Genomic DNA, 19,152 nt, shown 5'->3' on the forward strand with positions numbered 1-19,152 from the left:
GCCTAAAGTTATTATGCCGATCGCTTTAGAAAATTGATTATTGATAAAAGTGGAAGCTGAGCCAAATTTATACACAAAACCGTTTAAATTTGAGCTTTTAAATAACAACATTTGGAGGTATTCTATGAAAATCTTAGCTTTAGCCCCTGCGACTGCCTTGGCACTTGTTGGATTCATTGGTGCAGCTCATGCTCAAGTTGACCATGCTCAAGAAGCTCATGATTCTACCGTATTAAAGCGTCAAGTTACTTATGCCTGCCAATCAGGTGGGCAAGCCACCGTAACTTATGGCTTTAACCAACAAAGATTGCCAACTTATGCCAGTGCTTATGTTGATGGCAAAAACCGTTTTATGCCATTTAATTTAAATCGTTCTGACAATGTTGATAGCGTTTTTGGTGATGAAAATAACTACAGCTTGATGACTGATGCCATGACATTGTATAACTATCACAAACTAGGCATTAACATCACAAGCCCTTCTGGTGATTTTGCTCATAAAGGCTGTAATGTCAGATATGTTACAAAACTTTAACGCTTAACATAATATTAATAAAAATAATATTAATAAGGTAAGCTTTAATCCCAAGTTTTAATCATAAATATCACTTGATTTTAACTTGGGTATTTGATTTAATGGCTAAAGATAGGCTCTAGGTTGGTAAAATAAGCAATCAATCTAGAGCCAATCAAATGCCCTATCACTAACCCCGAAACAATCTTTACTCTCACGCTTGATGGTCAAAATCATCATTCTAAGACATTCAATCATACCCAATTACAAGTCATTATGACTGATACATAAGGAAAATATCATGAAAAAACTTGCCTTTAGTCTTATTGTGGCTACTGCTGGCATGATGGCTATTTCTGCCAATGCCATGAGTCCAAAAACCGTACAATACACCTGCCAAGGCGGTAAAAGTGTCAATGTTAAATACATCTTTAACGATGCAGATTTACCATCTAAAGCCGTTGCTAGCTTCTCTGGCAAAACTGTCGGTATGCCCATCAATCTTAACGCATCAGATATGACAAGCTCAATTTTTGGCTTTGGTGGTTATACCATGACTGCAGACTATATCGATGCCAAGAACTACAATCAAGTCGGTATTGCAGTCATCACCGACCCAAAGAACAAAACTTTGTTCAAAAACTGCAACCCAAGATAATTTTTTTACTACCCAAATAAAAAAGCATGGATAACCATGCTTTTTTATTGATTGCTGATTGATTAAATCAATTCGCTGTTGTCGTATCCGTGGTTGCAGCATCAGTTGCTGCAGCATCGCTTGCTGCTGTATCTGATTTTTTGACACGATTAACAAGGCTGTCGGCATATTTGGCATTAGAAGCCGATTTTTCACTTTGCCATGCTTGATAGGCTTTCTCATATTGCTCAGTCGTGATAGGCTGTGCTTGTAGTTTTAATCTCTTATACCAGCTACCGCCTTTATTGCCCGCCCAAGAAAATGATCCGCTAAATGGTACGCCTTTAGAAACTCTTGGTACACCACCAATAGCAACCATTGGGATTTGTAAAGCACTGTCAATCAGTAATGCCTGTGCTTTGGCATAGGCATTATAACGCGCACTGTTATCATTAGAGATGACCGATGCCTGATTAAGCAGTGTTTGATAAGTATCCAAACCAACTTGTTTAACTAAAGCTTTATCGCCACCTCTGTGGATACCTGTTTTTTGTAGCATGGCACCATCAATAGGACTCATGATATCCAAATAGGTGCGTGGATCTTGATAATCCGGGCCCCAACCTGCCATCATAATATCATAATCTTGCTGCTCTGGCGATTCAGCATAGTAGCCTTGAGACTCATAAGTTGAGGTCTCGGTTTCAATGACATTGATAATGATATTTTCTTGACCCAATGAGGCCTCAACCGATTGCTTGAATGATTGAGCTTGCTGAACTCTGTTCGAATCTGCTTGGTCAATTGGAAAATCCAAATAGATAGGGAAAGTCACGCCTTGAGCTTCTAAAGTTTGTCTGGCTTTAGCAAACTCTTCTTTGGCTTTTTGTGGATTGTATAGACCATCTTGGCTATCTGACAAATCGACATCTTGCCATTCCGTACCATAGCCTACCAAGTCTTTTTTCACCATTTGCCCAAAGTCTTCACCATCGGCAGACACAAAAGTTGGCGGTACCAGCATATTACGCAAGGCCTTGGTTTTGGCTTCCTCACCGACAGTTTGTGCTTGATAAGCTGCACGATCAAGTGCAAACATAACCGCTTGACGGAAATCTTTGTTCAGCATTGCCTTTTTGGCAGATTCTTGTTGCTCTGGCGTTTTTGTGCTATTGGCAAAAGCAGAACGATTTAGGTTAAAGGTGAAATAATAAGTTGTACCATCTATCAAGCCATAAACGATGTTATCTTGATATTTTTCACTGGCAGCTTGGTAAGTTGGGTCATTTGGATATAAGCGTGCAACGCTAAACTCGCCTTTATCAAAGTTACGATAATACGAACCAGGATCTGAGCCATCGGTATAGGTTAGCTTGACAGACTGTACATGAACATTGTCAGCATCCCAATAATTATCATTTTTAGTAAATTCCATCAAAGATTTTGATGCATAAGCACTTAAAAAGTAAGCACCATTGACCAAAATAGATGAAGGATCTAAAGCACCAAAATCTTTACCTTTAGATTGTAAAAACTTAGCATTCACAGGGAATAGAACACTATAGGTCACTTTAGAATTCCAATATGATTCTGGTTGGTTTAGCGTGTATTGTATGGTTTTATCATCTAAAGCCTTAACGCCAACCTCTTCCCAATTCACTTTACCTTCTTTATAGGCTTTTAGGTTTTTTACAGAATCTTCAACCACATAAAGCGCATCAGATTTACCGTCAACGGCATGTTTTAGACCTGTCACAAAGTCATGGGCAGTAACGGGCGCATATTCTTCGCCATCTGAGGTGTACCAAAATACCCCATCACGCAAGGTGTAGGTATAAGTTAATCCATCTTCTGAAACGCTCCAATCAGTCGCCAAAGAAGGGACAAGGTTGCCATATTCATCATTTTCTAGCAAACCATCAACCATCTGAGTGGTAACATCGGCAGTAACAGCTTGGTTGGCTAAGATATAGTCTAAAGATTTTGGGTCACCTGAAAACACATATTTATAGGTGGTTAAATCACCGCCACCTTGTGATGCTGTCGTGCTATTATTGCTGCATGCAGCTAAAATAGATGCTGATAATACTGCTGCCCCTACTGTGGCAAATAACTTCGTTTTTTTCATAACATGGGTCCTTTGTTTGTTATGTGAAATGGCGTTTTTAAGAATAAAACTTAAACACCCTTAAGGTTATGCTAACCATCTAAAACTTAAAAAATCATATTTCAATCAATACCATCATGATGCCTATCAAACAAATACGGTATTTAATAAAATTATCTTAAGTAATCCCTCCTTGCTACTTCTCCTTATTTTAGTTGGTATGGGTTATACGACTGTTTGGTTTGAAATGTGTTGTTGATAGCGTTCAAGCTCTTGTTTATTCGCCCAAACAAAATGATTAGGCTTAATTTCCACCATGCCTGGCTCATCGCTAGAATAGTCATGCTGCGTGGGATCATATACAATCAGTTGTTTTTTACGCTCAAGTATCGGGTCTGGAATGGGAACAGCAGACAACAATGATTTAGTATACGGATGAATAGGATTTTTAAACAGCTCTTCAGTTTCAGCGATTTCAACAATCACGCCTTTATAAATAACAGCAATCCTATCAGAAATAAAACGCACCACAGACAAATCATGTGCAATAAACAAATAAGTCAAATGTTTTTCTCGCTGCATTTTTTTTAGCAAGTTCAACACTTGGGCACGCACAGAGACATCTAATGCAGAAATTGGTTCATCAGCGATAACAAATTCAGGATCCATAACCAATGCTCTGGCAATACCAATACGCTGGCGTTGACCACCTGAAAATTCGTGAGGATAGCGTGTCAGATGTTCAGGCAACAAACCAACTTCCGCCATCATTTGTTTAATTTTTGCTAAGCGGTCAGCATTATCTTTATATAATTTAAAATTATATAACCCTTCTGAGATGATATAATTAACCGTCGCACGCTCATTTAAGCTGGCGGCAGGGTCTTGGAAAATCATCTGAATCTTACAAATCAGCTCTGCATCTTTAGGTCGATTACTAATGACTTTACCATCATAGATAATCTGACCACCTGTAATGTTATTAAGTCCGATAATGGCACGCCCAATGGTAGTTTTACCACTGCCTGATTCACCAACCAAAGAAAAAGTTTCACCTTTATTGATGAAGAAGTTTGCATTTTTAACAGCAACGAAGCGTTTTTTACCTTCACCAAAAGAGATTTCCAAATCTTTCACTTCCACCAATTTTTTTGGTGCGGTTTGTTGTGTGGTGGTATTTACTGTCTGTGACATTATTCCCTCTTATTATTACTTAAAGTTATCATCAATTAACTTAAAAATCCTAACTGATTAAGATAGTTTTTGCAATATTTTTTCATGCAAATCACAGATCGCTTCAGGCTTATTGGCCTTGGGTGCATCGGGATGCAAAAGCCATGTTTTTGCCCAATGGGTATCAGAGACATTGATGATGGGCGGTCGTTGTTCAAAGTCAATTTCCATGGCATATTCTGAACGCAAAGCAAAGGCATCGCCCACAATAGGCGAGTACAAGGATGGCGGCGTACCAGGAATGGCGTACAGCTCTCCTGAATCATTAACAAGCTGTGGCAGACTTGATAATAAGCTCCATGTATAAGGATGTTGTGGATTGTAAAATATCTCATTGACTGATGCAAATTCAACAATCTCACCTGCATACATAACCGCAACCTTATCAGCAATACTAGCCACCACACCCAAATCATGCGTAATAAAGATGATGGTAAAGCGATATTCCTGCTGTAGGCTTTTTAGCAGATCAATGATTTGTGCTTGAATGGTAACATCAAGAGCGGTGGTTGGCTCATCACATACCAAAATATCAGGACGACACGCCAAAGCAATCGCAATAACGATGCGTTGGCGCATACCGCCTGAATATTCAAACGGATAATCATTAAAGCGTTTTTCAGGATTGGAAATACCAACCTTACGCATATAGTCAATCGCTTGAATTTTGGCTTCTTTACGACTAACTTTTTGGTGTTTGGTAATTACCTCTACAATCTGTGCACCAATCGTTTTAATTGGGCTTAAACTGGTCATGGGGTCTTGAAAGATGGTCGCAATTTTTGAACCACGAATTTTAAGCCAATCTTCATTATTGGTAAGTTTGGTTAAATCTTGTCCACGGTATAAAATATCACCTGAGGCAATGCGACCATTATTTTCCAACATGCCTGTAAAAGTCTTGGTTAAGACGGATTTGCCAGATCCTGACTCACCCACTAAAGCCAAAATTTCACCTTCATGTAACTTCAAAGAAATATTGCGAATGGCAGTTAAAATGCGTTTACGCACTGTAAACTCAACCACCAAATCATTTACTTCCAATATAACATTATTTGTAGTCATGACAGTCCTTACTTGTCTGATATCTCATCAGTTCATCTATTTATGTGAGCGTGGATCGGTGGCATCTGCCAAATTTTGCCCCACAAGATACAATGGCAATGATACCAATACCAATACCGTCAGTGGTATCCAAAATAGATAAGCATTGGTGGTTAAGTTGCTCGAATAATTGGCAATCAAACGCCCCAAACTTGGCGTGGTAGTTGGTAGACCAATACCAAAGAAGGATAAAAATGCTTCATAGGAGATATAAACTGGCAACATTTGTGACAACAATGTCATAATAATTGATAATATTTGTGGCAATAAATTTTTGACAGCAATTTTATATTTAGGTGTACCCAATGTTCGGCTTGCCAAATTATATTCCAAATCACGAAAACGCATGATTTGAACCCGAATGGTAAAAGCAACACCAATCCACCCTGTGATACAAAATGCTAAAATTAGCTTCCAAAATCCCGCTCCTAATGCATAGGTCAACACAATGATAATCAGCATTGAGGGTACATTGGAGATGATGTTGTAAATCTCCAGCATGATTTTATCAATAGACTTTGACACGCCCCACAGCGCACCTACAACAACGCCAATAGTGATATTAATAAAGGTTGCAATCACCGAAATTAGGATGGAATTTCGTGCCCCATACCATACGCCATCAAATAATGAATGACCATTTTTGTCAGTGCCAAACCAATATTCACTATTTGGCCAAATATAGCGCTTAGAAAAGTCATTAATATTACTGACATCACTAAAATCATAAGGCACAACCATGGGATAAATAAAGCTCATCAATAAAATCACTGACAAAATGGCGAGCATCACATAGGTTGATTTTTTGGAAAAAAACTGGCGAGCAACCGATTTCCAATAAGAATAGGTCGGTGTATCGATAACCTCAGAAGCACGGCTATCACGACCAACAAATTTAAACTTAGATTTATCAACAACTTCCATTTACTCACCTTTTTTGTCTTCAGATAGTTTGATGCGTGGGTCCACCAATGCCATGGCGATATCTCCCAATAGTAGCGAGATAATTGATAAAACAGTAAAAATAAATGTCAGTCCAACAATCATGGCATTATTGGCTGCCTTAATCGAGTCAATGAGCATTTTACCCATGCCAGGAAACGCAAAAATGGTCTCGGTTAGTGTTGCACCACCAATGGCTAAAATAATACTGGCAGGAATACCAACAACCACAGGCACCATGGCGTTTTTAAATAAGTGCTTTTTGTAAATTTCTGATTCAGATAATCCCTTGGCACGAGCAAAACGCACCCAATCACTGGCTTGAATATCAACCAAATAACGACGAAACCAAATTACAGTATATGGTAAGCTAAATATCCCCAAAATTAGTGCTGGCAAAATATAAGACCGAATATCCGAAGCCCCTAAGATTGGGAAAGAGTCAGGCAAACCTGTCAGTTGACTACCAGCAAAACGGATGACATAAATTAACGCAATACTTGGCAATGCCAGCATAAAAGTCATGGTTGCCGTGGAAACTTTATCAAACAATCCATCTTTAAAGCGTGCCATAAGCATACCAATGGGCAAGCCTATTCCATAAGAGAATAATACGCCAAACAACCCAATAACAAATGAATTATAAATCATAGATGGATCTTTATAATTGGTTTTAGTTTTGGAATAGTTGTCATTTTCGCCATAATTAGCACGGGCAATATCATCCATGGTATTCGGATTTTTATAGGTTCTGCTATAAATATCTACAGATGACTTTTTGGTCACACCTGTTGGGAAAGTCACTTCCTGTAAATCGATACGACCTTGTCCTTGTGTAATCACCTGCCATACAGGGACATTGCTGTAAGTTGGGTAAGAAGTTCCCAAATTCAGATTAATGAAATTTTGGTGTAGGTAAGGAAATTCACGATTGGTATATAGCAAATATTTATGGTGAGTACCAGAACCAACCAACGCCCAACCTGCTGCAGCATCTTTTTCAAACCGCATATATCTTGGTAAATTGGGATTGTCTGGATCTTGTATCTTCCAAGGATGATCAATTTCAATCAGATTAGAGAAAAAAGACCACACCCGCTCATAGATAGGGATATCACGCGTGGCATAAAACTGTTCACTCAGTGGATAGGTTTTTAACTGCCACTGACCATTTAAGGTTGACAGATAATTTTGGTAGGCAGCTTCACTATTAATATCGCCGCCTTGGCTACTAACACGCTTTTGCAGCTCCCCAGCAGATAAATAGTCAATATATCCCATGGAATCAAAAGTTGTATTTTCATAATCAACTTTCTTATCCAAAGTTTTGGTCATCTTATTGTAGTTGGGGTCTTGTTTAAAAATAAGACTCGTTGGCACTAAGGTATAAACAATGACATAAACCAAAGCCGTCACGACAACTACAGAGAGTAATGATCTGAAAATACGGCTTAAAATATACTTTCTCATATTCTTCCTTGACATCAACTTAGCAGTTTGCTATGCGTTTTGCCTCAAGTTTACGGATAAAGCAATTTTATGGATAAATTATTTACCCAATAAAACAAAGAACGCTAGTATAACACAACATTAGCAATTGTAAAATATTGTTGATATTTTTTTAGCTCAAGTAACTGTCTTACAAATATTTCATAAAATGTCTTATAAATCAACACACAAGACAAGATAAAATGATAAAATCTTGCTTAATCGGTAAAAAACCAGCATAATAGATCAATAATGCTAAATAAAAAGCCAAATTTATAATCAAAACCAAACAAAACCAATCACATACATTAATGAGTACTATTGACATGAAAACAGACACACCTGTGGCAATTGCCAAAGCTTTTGATTATCCAACACTCACCCCCATTGACCGCCCTATTTTAACCCCACCCAACGGACATAAAAAAGTACTGCTACATTCATGCTGTGCCCCTTGTTCAGGTGAGGTCATGGAGGCGATGATTGCCAGTGGCATTGAATTTACCATTTATTTTTATAACCCCAACATTCACCCCAAAAAAGAATACGAAATTCGCAAAAATGAAAATATCGCCTTTGCCCAAAAGCATGGCATACCATTCATTGATGCTGATTATGACATGGACAACTGGTTTGCCCGTGCCAAAGGCATGGAGCAAGACCCTGAGCGAGGCAGACGATGTACCATGTGTTTTGACATGCGATTTGAGCGCACCGCCCTATACGCCCACGAGCATGGTTTTCCTGTGATAACCAGTTCTTTGGGCATCTCACGATGGAAGAACATGGCTCAGATTAATGATTGTGGTCATCGTGCCGCTGCCCCTTATGACGACCTTGAATATTGGGATTTTAACTGGCGTAAAGGCGGTGGCAGTAATCGCATGATTGAGATTAGCAAACGAGAGCATTTTTATCAACAAGAATATTGTGGCTGTGCTTACTCACTGCGTGATACCAATAATTTTCGCCGCAGCCAAGGACGAGAACCCATTAAGATTGGGGTTAAGTACTATGGTGATGACGAAGAATGACAAAAGCGGAGATTTATCCGCTTTTTTAACAAGACAACTATCTTTATAACGACCGAACCAATTGCTTAATTAATGCCACTTGAGTTTGTTCAGCATCAATCAATACATTCCAAATACCATCTTCACTTAAAATAGAATAACCTTTGGTCTGTGCTTTTTTGTTCACATAATCCAAATCTTGCTCACTGATACTACCATTTTGGTAAGCGGTACAAAGACTTTGGCATTCTTTTTGATAAAATTCATCAAGTTTGGCATGCTTATCTTGCAACTTTTGTATTTGCTTGAGTGCATTTTTAAGTTGTTGCGTTAACGCTTGAATATCATCATTCAGCTTTTGCATTTCAATGAGTCTGCCAAGTATCTCATTATGCTGATGGGAGGTGTGAAAGTCGGACATGATGGCACCTATAGTCTAAATATATAAAGTTAACACGACCGCTACGATACACTATCTATCAAGACACTATCTATCAGAGTCGTTTGTATCATCTTAACAAAAATTACTGCTTTATTGGGTATATTTTTTAAACATAACACGAATTGGCCTTATGATTTTAGTATTTATCCACCTGTAACCATCCATATAAAAATCTGCACCCAAATTCCTTAATTGTGAATGCAGATTTTTAATGAATATCACATTTAATCAATATAATAGTTTAGTACAAGCATATATTGATTGCCTTTAGTTAAATGATTTGTCAAAATTTGAAATTTGCCCCGAGCATAAAGTTTCGCCCCATTTGTGGCATGTCTGGGAAAAATGTCTCATGAGCAAAGACTTTATCGTTTAATAGATTGTTAGCATTAAAAAATACCTGAACCGAGCCTGCTTGATGGCTTGGCTTGTGCTGATAGTTAAGCCCCAAATTCACCAAGTTATGAGCTGGGGTTGGGCGTTCAAAATTCGCCAATTTATCTTGTTTAAAGGTATGGCGATATTCCAAAAACCCTGACCAATTTGCATTAACATTGGCGGTTAATTTCATGCCAAGGCGTTTTGGTGGCAGTCTTGGCGTATGACTGTCTGGCTGTTTGATGAGAGGACGGTTGCCATACGCATCGGTTCTGCCCTTTTTGTCAGGCAAATTGGTGAGCTTGCCACGAATATAATCACCAAATAACGCCACATGATACACATCATTAATCTGATAACCGATGTTGGCATCAAATCCATAAAATTTCGCCGCTGCTTGTTCATAGCGTGCGGTTTTTAAGTCTTTATCATGACGCATGCCACGCAAACCTTGCTTATACTGTGACAATGTTTGTAAAAACACATAGTTATCAAAATCATAATGATAGCCCCCAAGACGATAATCCCATTTATCACCTTGAAATGTCAGCCCCAAATCAATGTTGTTGGATTTTTCTTTGTTTAAAAAGCGGTTGCCAATTTCAAACGAGTTGGTGGCAAGGTGCATGCCGTGAGCATACAATTCCTGAGCATTTGGCAGGCGTTCTTGATGCGACAGATTCAGCGATAATTTATGTTTGGGCGTTAATTGTAAATGCGTCCCAACAGCATAAGAGCGTGCGGTTTGTTTTTTGGGGTTTAAAGTACCGCTGTCTAGCAATCGTTTAAAGCGTATGTCTGGTTCATGAGCGGTTGCTAAGCCTAAGTTTAAGCTCTGATAAATGGCGTCTTTATCATAATCCATGGTGATGGTTTGTTTCTCAATGCGAGCGGCGGCGTCAACGGTCAGCTTGTCATTGGGTTTGTATTCTTCAAACCAAAACACACTGCCTGTTTTGGTTGTATTATTGTGCAAGATGTTTTGAGTGTCTTGTTTATTGCCATCTTCATAACGAGGTGGCACAAGTCCGCTGTTTTTTGAGGTGAGATAACCTACCCCAAACACCCCGCTAAACTTGCCCATCGGCGTATGAATGGGGGTATGTGAGGCTTCCAAACGCCACACATTGGCTTGATTATCAAAAAAGCTGGTCTTCTCACCCCCATCTATCTCATCATGATGATAATCCACTTTGCCCATGCTGGCTCGGATTTTATCAATGCCAGCAAACGGCGCATTGATTTGCCCTTGCACATCATAACGCTTCATTTTCAAATCAATCCAAGGTTTGCCATGGTCGTGCTCGTGGTCGTGCTCGTGGTCATGAGCATGGTCGTGGTCGTGGTCATCATGTGTATGGCATTCAAGCCCTGCATTGTCAAACTCTAAGTCATCATTTTCCATCAAAAAAGGATACAAACGCAAATATGGCTTGTATTGTAAGGCGGACTGAGAAATGCCATGCACGCTACATTCTTCATATTCATGTGAATGGTTGGGCAGGCCATATTTGTCTCGGCGTAAGCTCACCGATGCCCCCAAAAAGCCTTGATTGCCAACCCATGACACGCCAAGCGTTCCTGCGTTTGATTTGGCATGGCTGTCTGGCAGATGCTTTAAGGTGTCTTTATAGATGAATTCTGGCTGAGTATCATCGTATTCAGATTCTTCGTTAAAGACATGGCGGTCAAAGCGTGGCGTTTTATAATCTGCTGCTTGTTTGGACAGCCCTGCAACACGCACTGCCACATGCTCTCCCAGTGGGGCTTCGGCACTGGCGGTGATTAATTTTTCACGGTTGGCACTGCTAAGACGCACCGTCGCATCACCTTGTAATTTGCTGGGCAATTTGCTGGGTATTTTGTCATCAACGACATTGACCACGCCTGCTGAGTTGCCAGAGGCGTACAACAAGGCACCAGAGCCTCGCACAATCTCCACCTGTTTTGCCAGTGTGGTGTCCACCGCTATGGCATGGTCTGGCGATAACCCAGACATGTCCACAACCTCTGAACCGTTTTGTAGGATTTTCAGGCGTTTACCCTCCTGCCCACGAATGATGGGGGCTGAGGCACCGCCCCCAAAATGGTTAGAATGAACGCCAAGCTCACCTGCCAAGGCATCGCCTAGGGTGGTTGCTCGTTGTTGTAGTTGCTCTTTTGAAACTGTGATGCCACTGACTGTTTTTGAATGATTAACGCCAAACTCTGTATTTTGGTCAGCTAAAGAGGTGATCGAAACGCCATCTAAAATGACGGTTGGCTTATCCTTTAAATTCGCCTCTGCCAGCATTGGCATTGAAAAAGTTGCCAATATGGCACAGGCAAGCGGTTTTTTTATCATGGTAACCTTCATATATGATATACTATAACATTTGTTGAAGTATTATATAACATATATGAAAAATTACAATCAGTTGAGATACAATTTAAGCAAGTAATTACAAAAAAATTATCCCAACCAAACCAAGCTTATCCACCCTGGCAAAATTGACATCAAAAACCATCGTGTTATAATCCTTTAAATGCCATTTTTAAGGTTATTGTTAAGTATTGCTTTATACAATTACCTTGATATGCTTATTTTATGCCAATATAAAAATAGCGATGGCGACCATTGTATCAAACTTTATGCCATAAAAATAAACTCATTAGGAAATTTATGCTACCTCCACACATCAAAAATCGTTATTCAGACCACCCTCAAACCATCATGCGTCCTGTTCATTTACGCCTATCTGAAGAGATTATCCAGCATCTTGAAGATACCGCCAAAGTACATGGGTTTAGCCGTATTCAAGGACTGATTCGCTTGTACATTCGCCAAGGTTTGGACCGTGATAATTGTAATTACACGCTTGCCAATGACATGCTATTCATTGAAAAATTGCGTAAAAAAGGGGTTAGCCAATCCATCATCGATGAAGCCTTAACAGATGTGAATCAAACATGCGATTTGGATTAACAAATATGGATGAATTAAATATGAATGCGTCATCAGTATTGAATGTATAAAGACGCCAACTAACAGCAAAAAACTACCCACTGATAATCAGTGAGTGGTTTTTCTTGATTTGATTGATTATTGAATGGTGGCCTCTTCTTGGTTTAGGCTCAATTTTAAACCCTCGCCCAAACCCTTACCAACCTGCACACCAAAACGATCAAATAACTTATTCATTGGGTTGACATAAGTATAATCGACTGTTTGTAAATCAAGCGTCTTTTTAAGCTGGCTAATACCACCTGTTTTATCCGCCAAACCCAGCTCAACAGCATCGGTACCTGTCCAAATCAGACCACTAAAAAGCTGATTTTGTTCAGGATTTTTCAGTTTACTACCACGACCTTGTTTAACCGCCTTAATAAAATTTTGGTGAGTCTTATTTAATAAGGCTTGTATGTGCTGCCGTTCTGTTTCGGTCATCTCACGGCTACTACTTAAAATATCTTTATATTCACCTGCTGTTATCGTGCGATCTTTTACGCCCACTTTTTTCATCAGCTCTTCTAGATTGTACCCAGACATAATTACACCGATAGAACCAACCAAACTTGAAGGGTTGACCCAAATTTCATCAGCAGCCGATGCAATATAATATGCACCTGATGCACCAAGATCACCAATGATGGCATACAATTTTTTATCAGGATATTCTTGACGAAGCATCATCGCCATTTGCCAAATCTCATCTGACTGCACTGGCGAACCACCTGGTGAATTGATATTTAAAACCACGGCTTTGGCTTGGTTATTCTCAAATGCCTCCATCAAAGAATCATTGATATTTTGTGCATTGACATCACCATTTGTCATGATCGCCCCATTAACATCAATAATGGCAATGTGTGGTTCATTAATACCGATACGCTCAAATGATGATCCAAAACCGCTGCACCCAAAACCAAGTACAATGATAAAAAATACCAAAAAAGCAAAGGTCAGTAATTTCAAAAATACCGACCAAAGACGGTTAGCCCTTTGCTCTTCAATGCTGGCAAGCAGTGTTTTTTCGAGCAGACGCCATTCTTCGCCTTGTCTGGGTGCACCCATGGGTGTGTCAGCTGATATTTTTTGGGGCGATTTGTCAGGATTTGGTGGCCATGCCATAATTGATACCTTATACAAAAATACTTAAAATATGAAAATACACTTATTGTAACTCAAAAACCATATAAACGATAGTGTGCCTACCTGATTATTCACTATTTATCTAAGTAAATTGATTGCAGGGTATCTAAATTGGCTTTAACATGGCTGGCATCAGCGGCGTGTGTGGTGCTAAGCCAAACCGAATGGTAGCCTACAGGTGTCACCAACTTTAATTCTTCGTCAGAAAGACACAGCATATCCCATAGCTGCCAAAGCATTGGCTCACGATTTGTACTGATGATAAGCTGTGTTTGATTTGAAGTGGCGGTATCAACCTCCCCAAAATTAGGCTCAAGCTGATCTTCTGTCAGATTTTGGGTATTTAGTGGCAAATCTGCCAAAACTTCAACTTCGCAGTGCTGTACACGCTCATCACCAATCTCATGCCAACCCGTCAAAGCTTTTATGCCAATGCCTTCAGATTGCCAATATAAACCTGCACGACATGGTGTGTGATGAATATTTGCCAAAGGCTCATGATTACCCGCCTGCCAAAAGCGATGCACAGGCAATGCTTTAGCAAGCTGACCCACCACAGGCAAAAATATGGCACTTGGGCTTTGGACAATGATACCATCTATGCCATATTGTGCCGCTCCCAGTCGATACAGCTGATCTGTCAGCGTTTGGGTATGATTTGCTCTTAAGCTCTTGGCACCCAAATCATTTAAGATAAGCCAGTGTTTTTGTTGATTGGCATTGTGATAACTAAGCAACATCTGACTGATATTAGGCGTATCACTTGGCAAAATAATCAGCTTAAAATGCGGTATTTGCTTGGGCAATCCCAAAAATATCATCGCCACCAAAGGTAGTATAATCAGTACCCTAGGTAAGACATTTGGCAATATCCATAAGCCCACTACCATAAAACTGAGTAAAAATCCTGCCATCCCAAAAGGTGCATATAGCCAAGCACCCAAACTACCAATTTGGCTACTTAGTCCAAAATATAAAAAATCATGCAGCCAATAAAGTACAGCAGAAGATGTGCCCCAAAGTAGCTGCGACAGCTCTGGCAAAATCCCAAAAACTGCACCAGCGATTAAGTTAATGGGTACAACAACAAAACCAAACAATCCGATGGCAAATAAATTTACCACCAAACCCCAGATTGATACCTTGCCAAATAATAAGATAGACACAGGTAGCATGCTAAAAAATAGCCAAAATTGCAAACGCACTGCCTGTTTGAATTGAAGCCATCGCCGTACAAGTTGCCCCTGATTTTGATTGGTATCATTGATCATATCAATTTTGGGTGACTCATAACGCATCAATAACAACACGGCAATAAATGACAACCAAAAGCCTGCTTGCCATAACACATAAGGGTCAAGCCAAATCATCAACAAGGCTACCCACGCCAGCACAGAAATCATGTCAGCGGGCAGTATTAAGTAGCGAACCAGCCAAGCTGCAATTAATAAATAAACAGTTCGCACCGCAGGCACATCAAACCCTGTAAACAATGCATAAACCAAACTTGCCAACACCATGACCATCATACGAATTTGCCATCTTGGCAAGTGTGCATAAATGCGTTGTGCAAATTTATCCGTCATAAAAGTTACAAGTGCTGATAAAATCACCGCTAAAAATAGCACATGCGTCCCTGAAATGGCAAGCAAATGCGAAATACCTGCCAATTGATACAGCTCTTTGGTGTGTTTATCAATCAAAGCACGATCACCTGTCATCAAGCTCAAAGAAACCGCTTTTGCCTGTGATTGCGATGCACTAAGCTTATGCCAATCTTGATAAAAATGCGTTCTGAGTCGATGACGAAATTGCTCAAGACGAAAATAAAACCGCTGAGCCAAAGATTCTGCCTCAAGCGGTGCAATCTCACCAACAGACAAAATTTTTGCTTGAGCATGAATATGGCGAGTGCGTAGCCATTGATTGGTATCAAAACCACTTGCCGATGGCGTTTTATCAATCGGTGTAATCAAAATCTCGGCAGTCAAACGCATGGCAGGCTGAACCTTAGCAAGTTTACTCAAATCGGCTTGAGTGGCATTTGGATTGGCTGACAAAAGTACCGTCATACCCTCCATTGATTTTAATTTGTCTAAATCCTCTTGAGTTGGCATTATTGAAGGGTTGGGATTAAATTCCCCAAAGGGATTATGAATCTTTAAAGTTGAGGGGTGATGAGCAGAAGGAATAATGGGTTTAATATTATGTAAAGTCGCCACTTGGCGAAATGAAGTACCCAAGATATCATCATAAATCCCATCACTCAGAGTATGAATATGAGCGTCAGCACTGACCATGTAGCGAGCGTTTGGCGCATGTATCTCATAAGTAACATATGCGACCAATGTACGCACCACAAATAACAAAACAATACTTGCAACAAGTAGACACGCTTTGAGCAAGCGATTGATTTTGGCTAATTTAGATGTAGGTATCAGTGACCATCCAAGCAAACACAACAATAAACCTGCAGTTATCAGTAAGATACATTGATCTGAAGCTAAAATACTAAGCCATGTCTCATCAAACCAAAATTGCTCAATACTGCCCAAGATGGCAAGCACAGCCAAGGCAACAAAAACAAATAACCAAACCGCCATAAGCTTAACTTAATTTGACCAATTCATCAAACAAACCACTTAAAATCTTCTCCATAAGCGGCAAATCATCAGGGTAAGTCAGCTTAATATTCATCCGAGATGCTGGCACAATGGCGACAGACTCCCCCATCGCTTCACACGCTGATGCCTCATCAGTAATCTGCAGGCGGTTGGTGATGACAAATTCAAAAGCCGACTTTAAAACCCCTATCTTAAATGCCTGAGGCGTCAACGCTTGCCATAAATCATCTCGGCTGACCGTATGGCTAATATGGTTATCTTTGGCAAATTTCAATGTATCCACGACAGCTGTCGCCAATATTGCTGCATTGCATTGATTGCTTTTGATTTTATGAATCAATCGATCCAAATCAGTATAAGGCAAACATGGTCTTGCTGCATCATGGATAAGCACCCAATCACCATCCAAACCCCCTTCAGCACAGATTTTGTCAAGCCCATTCATCACCGACTGCCATCGCTCATCGCCGCCAGTTGTGTAGTAAATTGCCTGATCAAAAGAGGATTGCATGTCCAACATTTCGCCTTGAATATAGGCATCATCATGAGCAATCACCACGGTCAAAGCATCAAGATCGGGGTGATTTAATCGAGAAATACTGTGTGTCAAGATACTTTTAGTACCAATTTTAAGATATTGCTTGGGTTTATTGGCACCAAATCTTGATCCTGTGCCAGCAGCGACAATGAGCGGATAAATCGTTGTTTTCATAAGTCATCAAATAATAAAAATCGCCAAATCAGATCAAACAGTTTGGCGATCAAAAACTTTTGTATATCAGTGATTGGGCATGGGTTCTGGTACAGAATCAACAGCCTCGATACTCTCATCAATTTCAAGTAAGGGCTGGCGTGAATAAGTAATTGGTGCATTTGACAGCTGAATAAATGTTTCACCAGGCTTAATTAAACCAAGGTCCAGCCGTGCATGCTCCTCAATTGCCGAAAGACCCGATTTTAGATCTTTGACATCAGCCAATAAGATATTGTTTTTATTGATCTGCTCTTGATTCAAGCGATTTTGTTCATGCAGCTGATTTTTTACAGCAATTAAATTGGCATGACCATAATCACCATACCAATACTGTATTTGCATCAGCACCAAAACCACTGTTGCAATAATAATGCTAATAATCAGTCTAAGCTGATTACTCACCATATACTTAAGTATCTGATTCACATTTGCCACAGTGTTTTTCCCAAATCATTGATAAAATCGCAGATCAGCCACGCAGACCGATAAATTCTTCACGACCACGATAAGCGGCACGCACTTGCTGCTCGATGCGTAAAAGCTGATTGTACTTGGCAACACGGTCTGAACGGCACAGTGAACCTGTCTTAATCTGACCTGCTGCCGTACCAACTGCCAAATCAGCAATGGTTGAATCTTCAGTTTCACCCGAGCGATGGCTGATGACAGTGGCATAGCCATTTTGCTTGGCCAGATAGATCGCATCTAAAGTTTCGCTTAAAGTGCCAATTTGGTTAAATTTGATCAAAATGGCATTAGCAATGTCTTTATCAATACCTTCTTGCAAGATCTTTGGATTGGTGACAAACAAATCATCTCCTACCAATTGAACCTTTTTACCCAACTGTTTGGTTAAATATGCCCAGCCTTCCCAATCGCTTTCATCCAAACCATCTTCGATAGAGATGATCGGATATTGGTTGCATAAGCTGGTTAAATAATCGCTAAAACCTTGGCTATCAAAGGCTTTATTGCCCTCACCTGCCAAGATGTATTGACCATTTTTATAAAATTCAGATGCTGCACAATCTAAGGCTAAAAAGATATTTTCACCTGCCTTATAGCCAGCTTTATCAATCGCTTGCATGATGACAGTAATTGCCTCTTCGTTTGAGCGTAAGTTAGGTGCAAATCCGCCTTCATCACCAACAGCCGTATTTAAACCTTGTGCTTTTAGAACTGATTTTAATGCATGGAAAATTTCGGTACCTGCACGCAGTGCCTCTGAAAATGAAGCAAATCCCACAGGCTCAATCATGAATTCTTGGATATCAACGGTATTATCAGCATGTGCGCCACCATTTAAAATATTCATCATCGGCACAGGCATGGTTAAGCTGGTTTGTCCACGCAGATTGGCAATATATTGATGCAGGGGCAATGATTGAGCAATGGCCGCTGCTTTGGCTACCGCCAACGATACTGCCAACATAGCATTTGCACCCATATTACCTTTATTTTCTGTACCGTCAAGCTCAATTAAGATATTATCAATCTGAGTTTGTTGTGTAACATCTTTATCAAGCAGTGCGGTGCGGATTTGGCTATTGGCGTTCGCCACTGCCTTTTTGACGCCTTTACCCAAATAACGGGAAGTGTCACCATCACGCAATTCTAACGCTTCACGAGAGCCTGTTGATGCCCCACTGGGTGCAGCTGCACGACCACGAATACCATTTGCAAGGATAACATCTGCTTCAATGGTTGGGTTGCCACGAGAATCCAAAATCTCTCGAGCAATAATGTCTTTAATTTCTACAATATTTTTTGTATCTTCAGCGTAC

16 protein-coding genes are annotated in these 19,152 nt (G+C 40.0%); 4 read left to right on the top strand and 12 right to left on the bottom strand.

Annotated elements, in window-relative coordinates:
- Nucleotides 1-124: 124 nt before the first annotated feature.
- Both A4U55_RS02485 and A4U55_RS02490 read left to right on the top strand, forming a co-directional pair.
- Nucleotides 125-535 (top strand): ACP-like domain-containing protein, encoded by a 411-nt coding sequence (locus tag A4U55_RS02485; RefSeq protein WP_003657518.1) that lies wholly within the window; start codon nucleotides 125-127, stop codon nucleotides 533-535.
- Nucleotides 536-815: 280 nt separating this feature from the next.
- A complete protein-coding gene (locus A4U55_RS02490; protein WP_003664246.1) occupies nucleotides 816-1,172 on the top strand; it encodes an ACP-like domain-containing protein in 357 nt (118 codons plus the stop codon).
- A gap of 67 nt (nucleotides 1,173-1,239) precedes the next feature.
- Here the strand turns inward: A4U55_RS02490 and A4U55_RS02495 are convergent, their stop codons facing one another.
- The 5 genes from A4U55_RS02495 to A4U55_RS02515 all read right to left on the bottom strand — a co-directional run bounded on the left by A4U55_RS02495 (nucleotide 1,240) and on the right by A4U55_RS02515 (nucleotide 8,007).
- Nucleotides 1,240-3,279 carry a peptide ABC transporter substrate-binding protein gene (locus A4U55_RS02495; RefSeq protein WP_063453972.1) on the bottom strand — a complete coding sequence of 680 codons (2,040 nt, stop codon included), beginning with the start codon at nucleotides 3,277-3,279 and terminating at the stop codon, nucleotides 1,240-1,242.
- A gap of 204 nt (nucleotides 3,280-3,483) precedes the next feature.
- The gene (locus A4U55_RS02500) at nucleotides 3,484-4,452 is read right to left on the bottom strand and encodes an ATP-binding cassette domain-containing protein (RefSeq protein ID WP_063453973.1); all 969 of its coding nucleotides are present in this window, start codon (nucleotides 4,450-4,452) and stop codon (nucleotides 3,484-3,486) included.
- 57 nt (nucleotides 4,453-4,509) lie between these two features.
- On the bottom strand, nucleotides 4,510-5,556 hold the full coding sequence (locus A4U55_RS02505) for an ABC transporter ATP-binding protein (protein ID WP_003657522.1): 1,047 nt from the start codon (nucleotides 5,554-5,556) through the stop codon (nucleotides 4,510-4,512).
- A 36-nt stretch (nucleotides 5,557-5,592) separates the two neighbouring features.
- On the bottom strand, nucleotides 5,593-6,519 hold the full coding sequence (gene oppC, locus A4U55_RS02510; RefSeq protein WP_003660286.1) for an oligopeptide ABC transporter permease OppC: 927 nt from the start codon (nucleotides 6,517-6,519) through the stop codon (nucleotides 5,593-5,595).
- Nucleotides 6,520-8,007, bottom strand: coding sequence for an ABC transporter permease (locus A4U55_RS02515; RefSeq protein ID WP_003657525.1), 1,488 nt, complete (start codon nucleotides 8,005-8,007; stop codon nucleotides 6,520-6,522).
- Between the two features lie 344 nt (nucleotides 8,008-8,351).
- On the opposite strand from A4U55_RS02515, the gene A4U55_RS02520 reads away from it, so the two are divergent.
- Nucleotides 8,352-9,059, top strand: coding sequence for an epoxyqueuosine reductase QueH (locus tag A4U55_RS02520; RefSeq protein ID WP_003673306.1), 708 nt, complete (start codon nucleotides 8,352-8,354; stop codon nucleotides 9,057-9,059).
- A 43-nt stretch (nucleotides 9,060-9,102) separates the two neighbouring features.
- Here A4U55_RS02520 and A4U55_RS02525 read toward each other — a convergent pair whose 3' ends face one another.
- Together A4U55_RS02525 and A4U55_RS02530 are read right to left on the bottom strand one after the other, a co-directional pair.
- Entirely contained in the window at nucleotides 9,103-9,459 is a 357-nt protein-coding gene (locus tag A4U55_RS02525; RefSeq protein ID WP_003660292.1) for a DUF4298 domain-containing protein, read from the bottom strand.
- 304 nt (nucleotides 9,460-9,763) lie between these two features.
- Nucleotides 9,764-12,214, bottom strand: a complete 2,451-nt coding sequence (locus A4U55_RS02530; protein ID WP_063453974.1) for a TonB-dependent receptor — start codon at nucleotides 12,212-12,214, stop codon at nucleotides 9,764-9,766.
- 306 nt (nucleotides 12,215-12,520) lie between these two features.
- On the opposite strand from A4U55_RS02530, the gene A4U55_RS02535 reads away from it, so the two are divergent.
- The gene (locus tag A4U55_RS02535) at nucleotides 12,521-12,823 is read left to right on the top strand and encodes a hypothetical protein (RefSeq protein ID WP_003657531.1); all 303 of its coding nucleotides are present in this window, start codon (nucleotides 12,521-12,523) and stop codon (nucleotides 12,821-12,823) included.
- A 117-nt stretch (nucleotides 12,824-12,940) separates the two neighbouring features.
- Here A4U55_RS02535 and sppA read toward each other — a convergent pair whose 3' ends face one another.
- The 5 genes from sppA to eno all read right to left on the bottom strand — a co-directional run bounded on the left by sppA (nucleotide 12,941) and on the right by eno (nucleotide 19,130).
- The gene (gene sppA / locus A4U55_RS02540; RefSeq protein ID WP_003663045.1) at nucleotides 12,941-13,969 is read right to left on the bottom strand and encodes a signal peptide peptidase SppA; all 1,029 of its coding nucleotides are present in this window, start codon (nucleotides 13,967-13,969) and stop codon (nucleotides 12,941-12,943) included.
- A gap of 95 nt (nucleotides 13,970-14,064) precedes the next feature.
- Complete coding sequence (locus tag A4U55_RS02545; RefSeq protein ID WP_063453975.1) at nucleotides 14,065-16,593, bottom strand: ComEC/Rec2 family competence protein; 2,529 nt, start codon at nucleotides 16,591-16,593, stop codon at nucleotides 14,065-14,067.
- A gap of 4 nt (nucleotides 16,594-16,597) precedes the next feature.
- Complete coding sequence (ispD, locus tag A4U55_RS02550; RefSeq protein WP_003660296.1) at nucleotides 16,598-17,326, bottom strand: 2-C-methyl-D-erythritol 4-phosphate cytidylyltransferase; 729 nt, start codon at nucleotides 17,324-17,326, stop codon at nucleotides 16,598-16,600.
- A gap of 66 nt (nucleotides 17,327-17,392) precedes the next feature.
- Nucleotides 17,393-17,803 (bottom strand): FtsB family cell division protein, encoded by a 411-nt coding sequence (locus A4U55_RS02555; RefSeq protein ID WP_003657535.1) that lies wholly within the window; start codon nucleotides 17,801-17,803, stop codon nucleotides 17,393-17,395.
- Nucleotides 17,804-17,837: 34 nt separating this feature from the next.
- Nucleotides 17,838-19,130, bottom strand: coding sequence for a phosphopyruvate hydratase (eno, locus tag A4U55_RS02560; RefSeq protein ID WP_036378377.1), 1,293 nt, complete (start codon nucleotides 19,128-19,130; stop codon nucleotides 17,838-17,840).
- Nucleotides 19,131-19,152: the final 22 nt, after the last annotated feature.

The organism is Moraxella catarrhalis, from assembly GCF_001632285.1.
Taxonomy (GTDB): Bacteria; Pseudomonadota; Gammaproteobacteria; order Pseudomonadales; family Moraxellaceae; genus Moraxella; species Moraxella catarrhalis.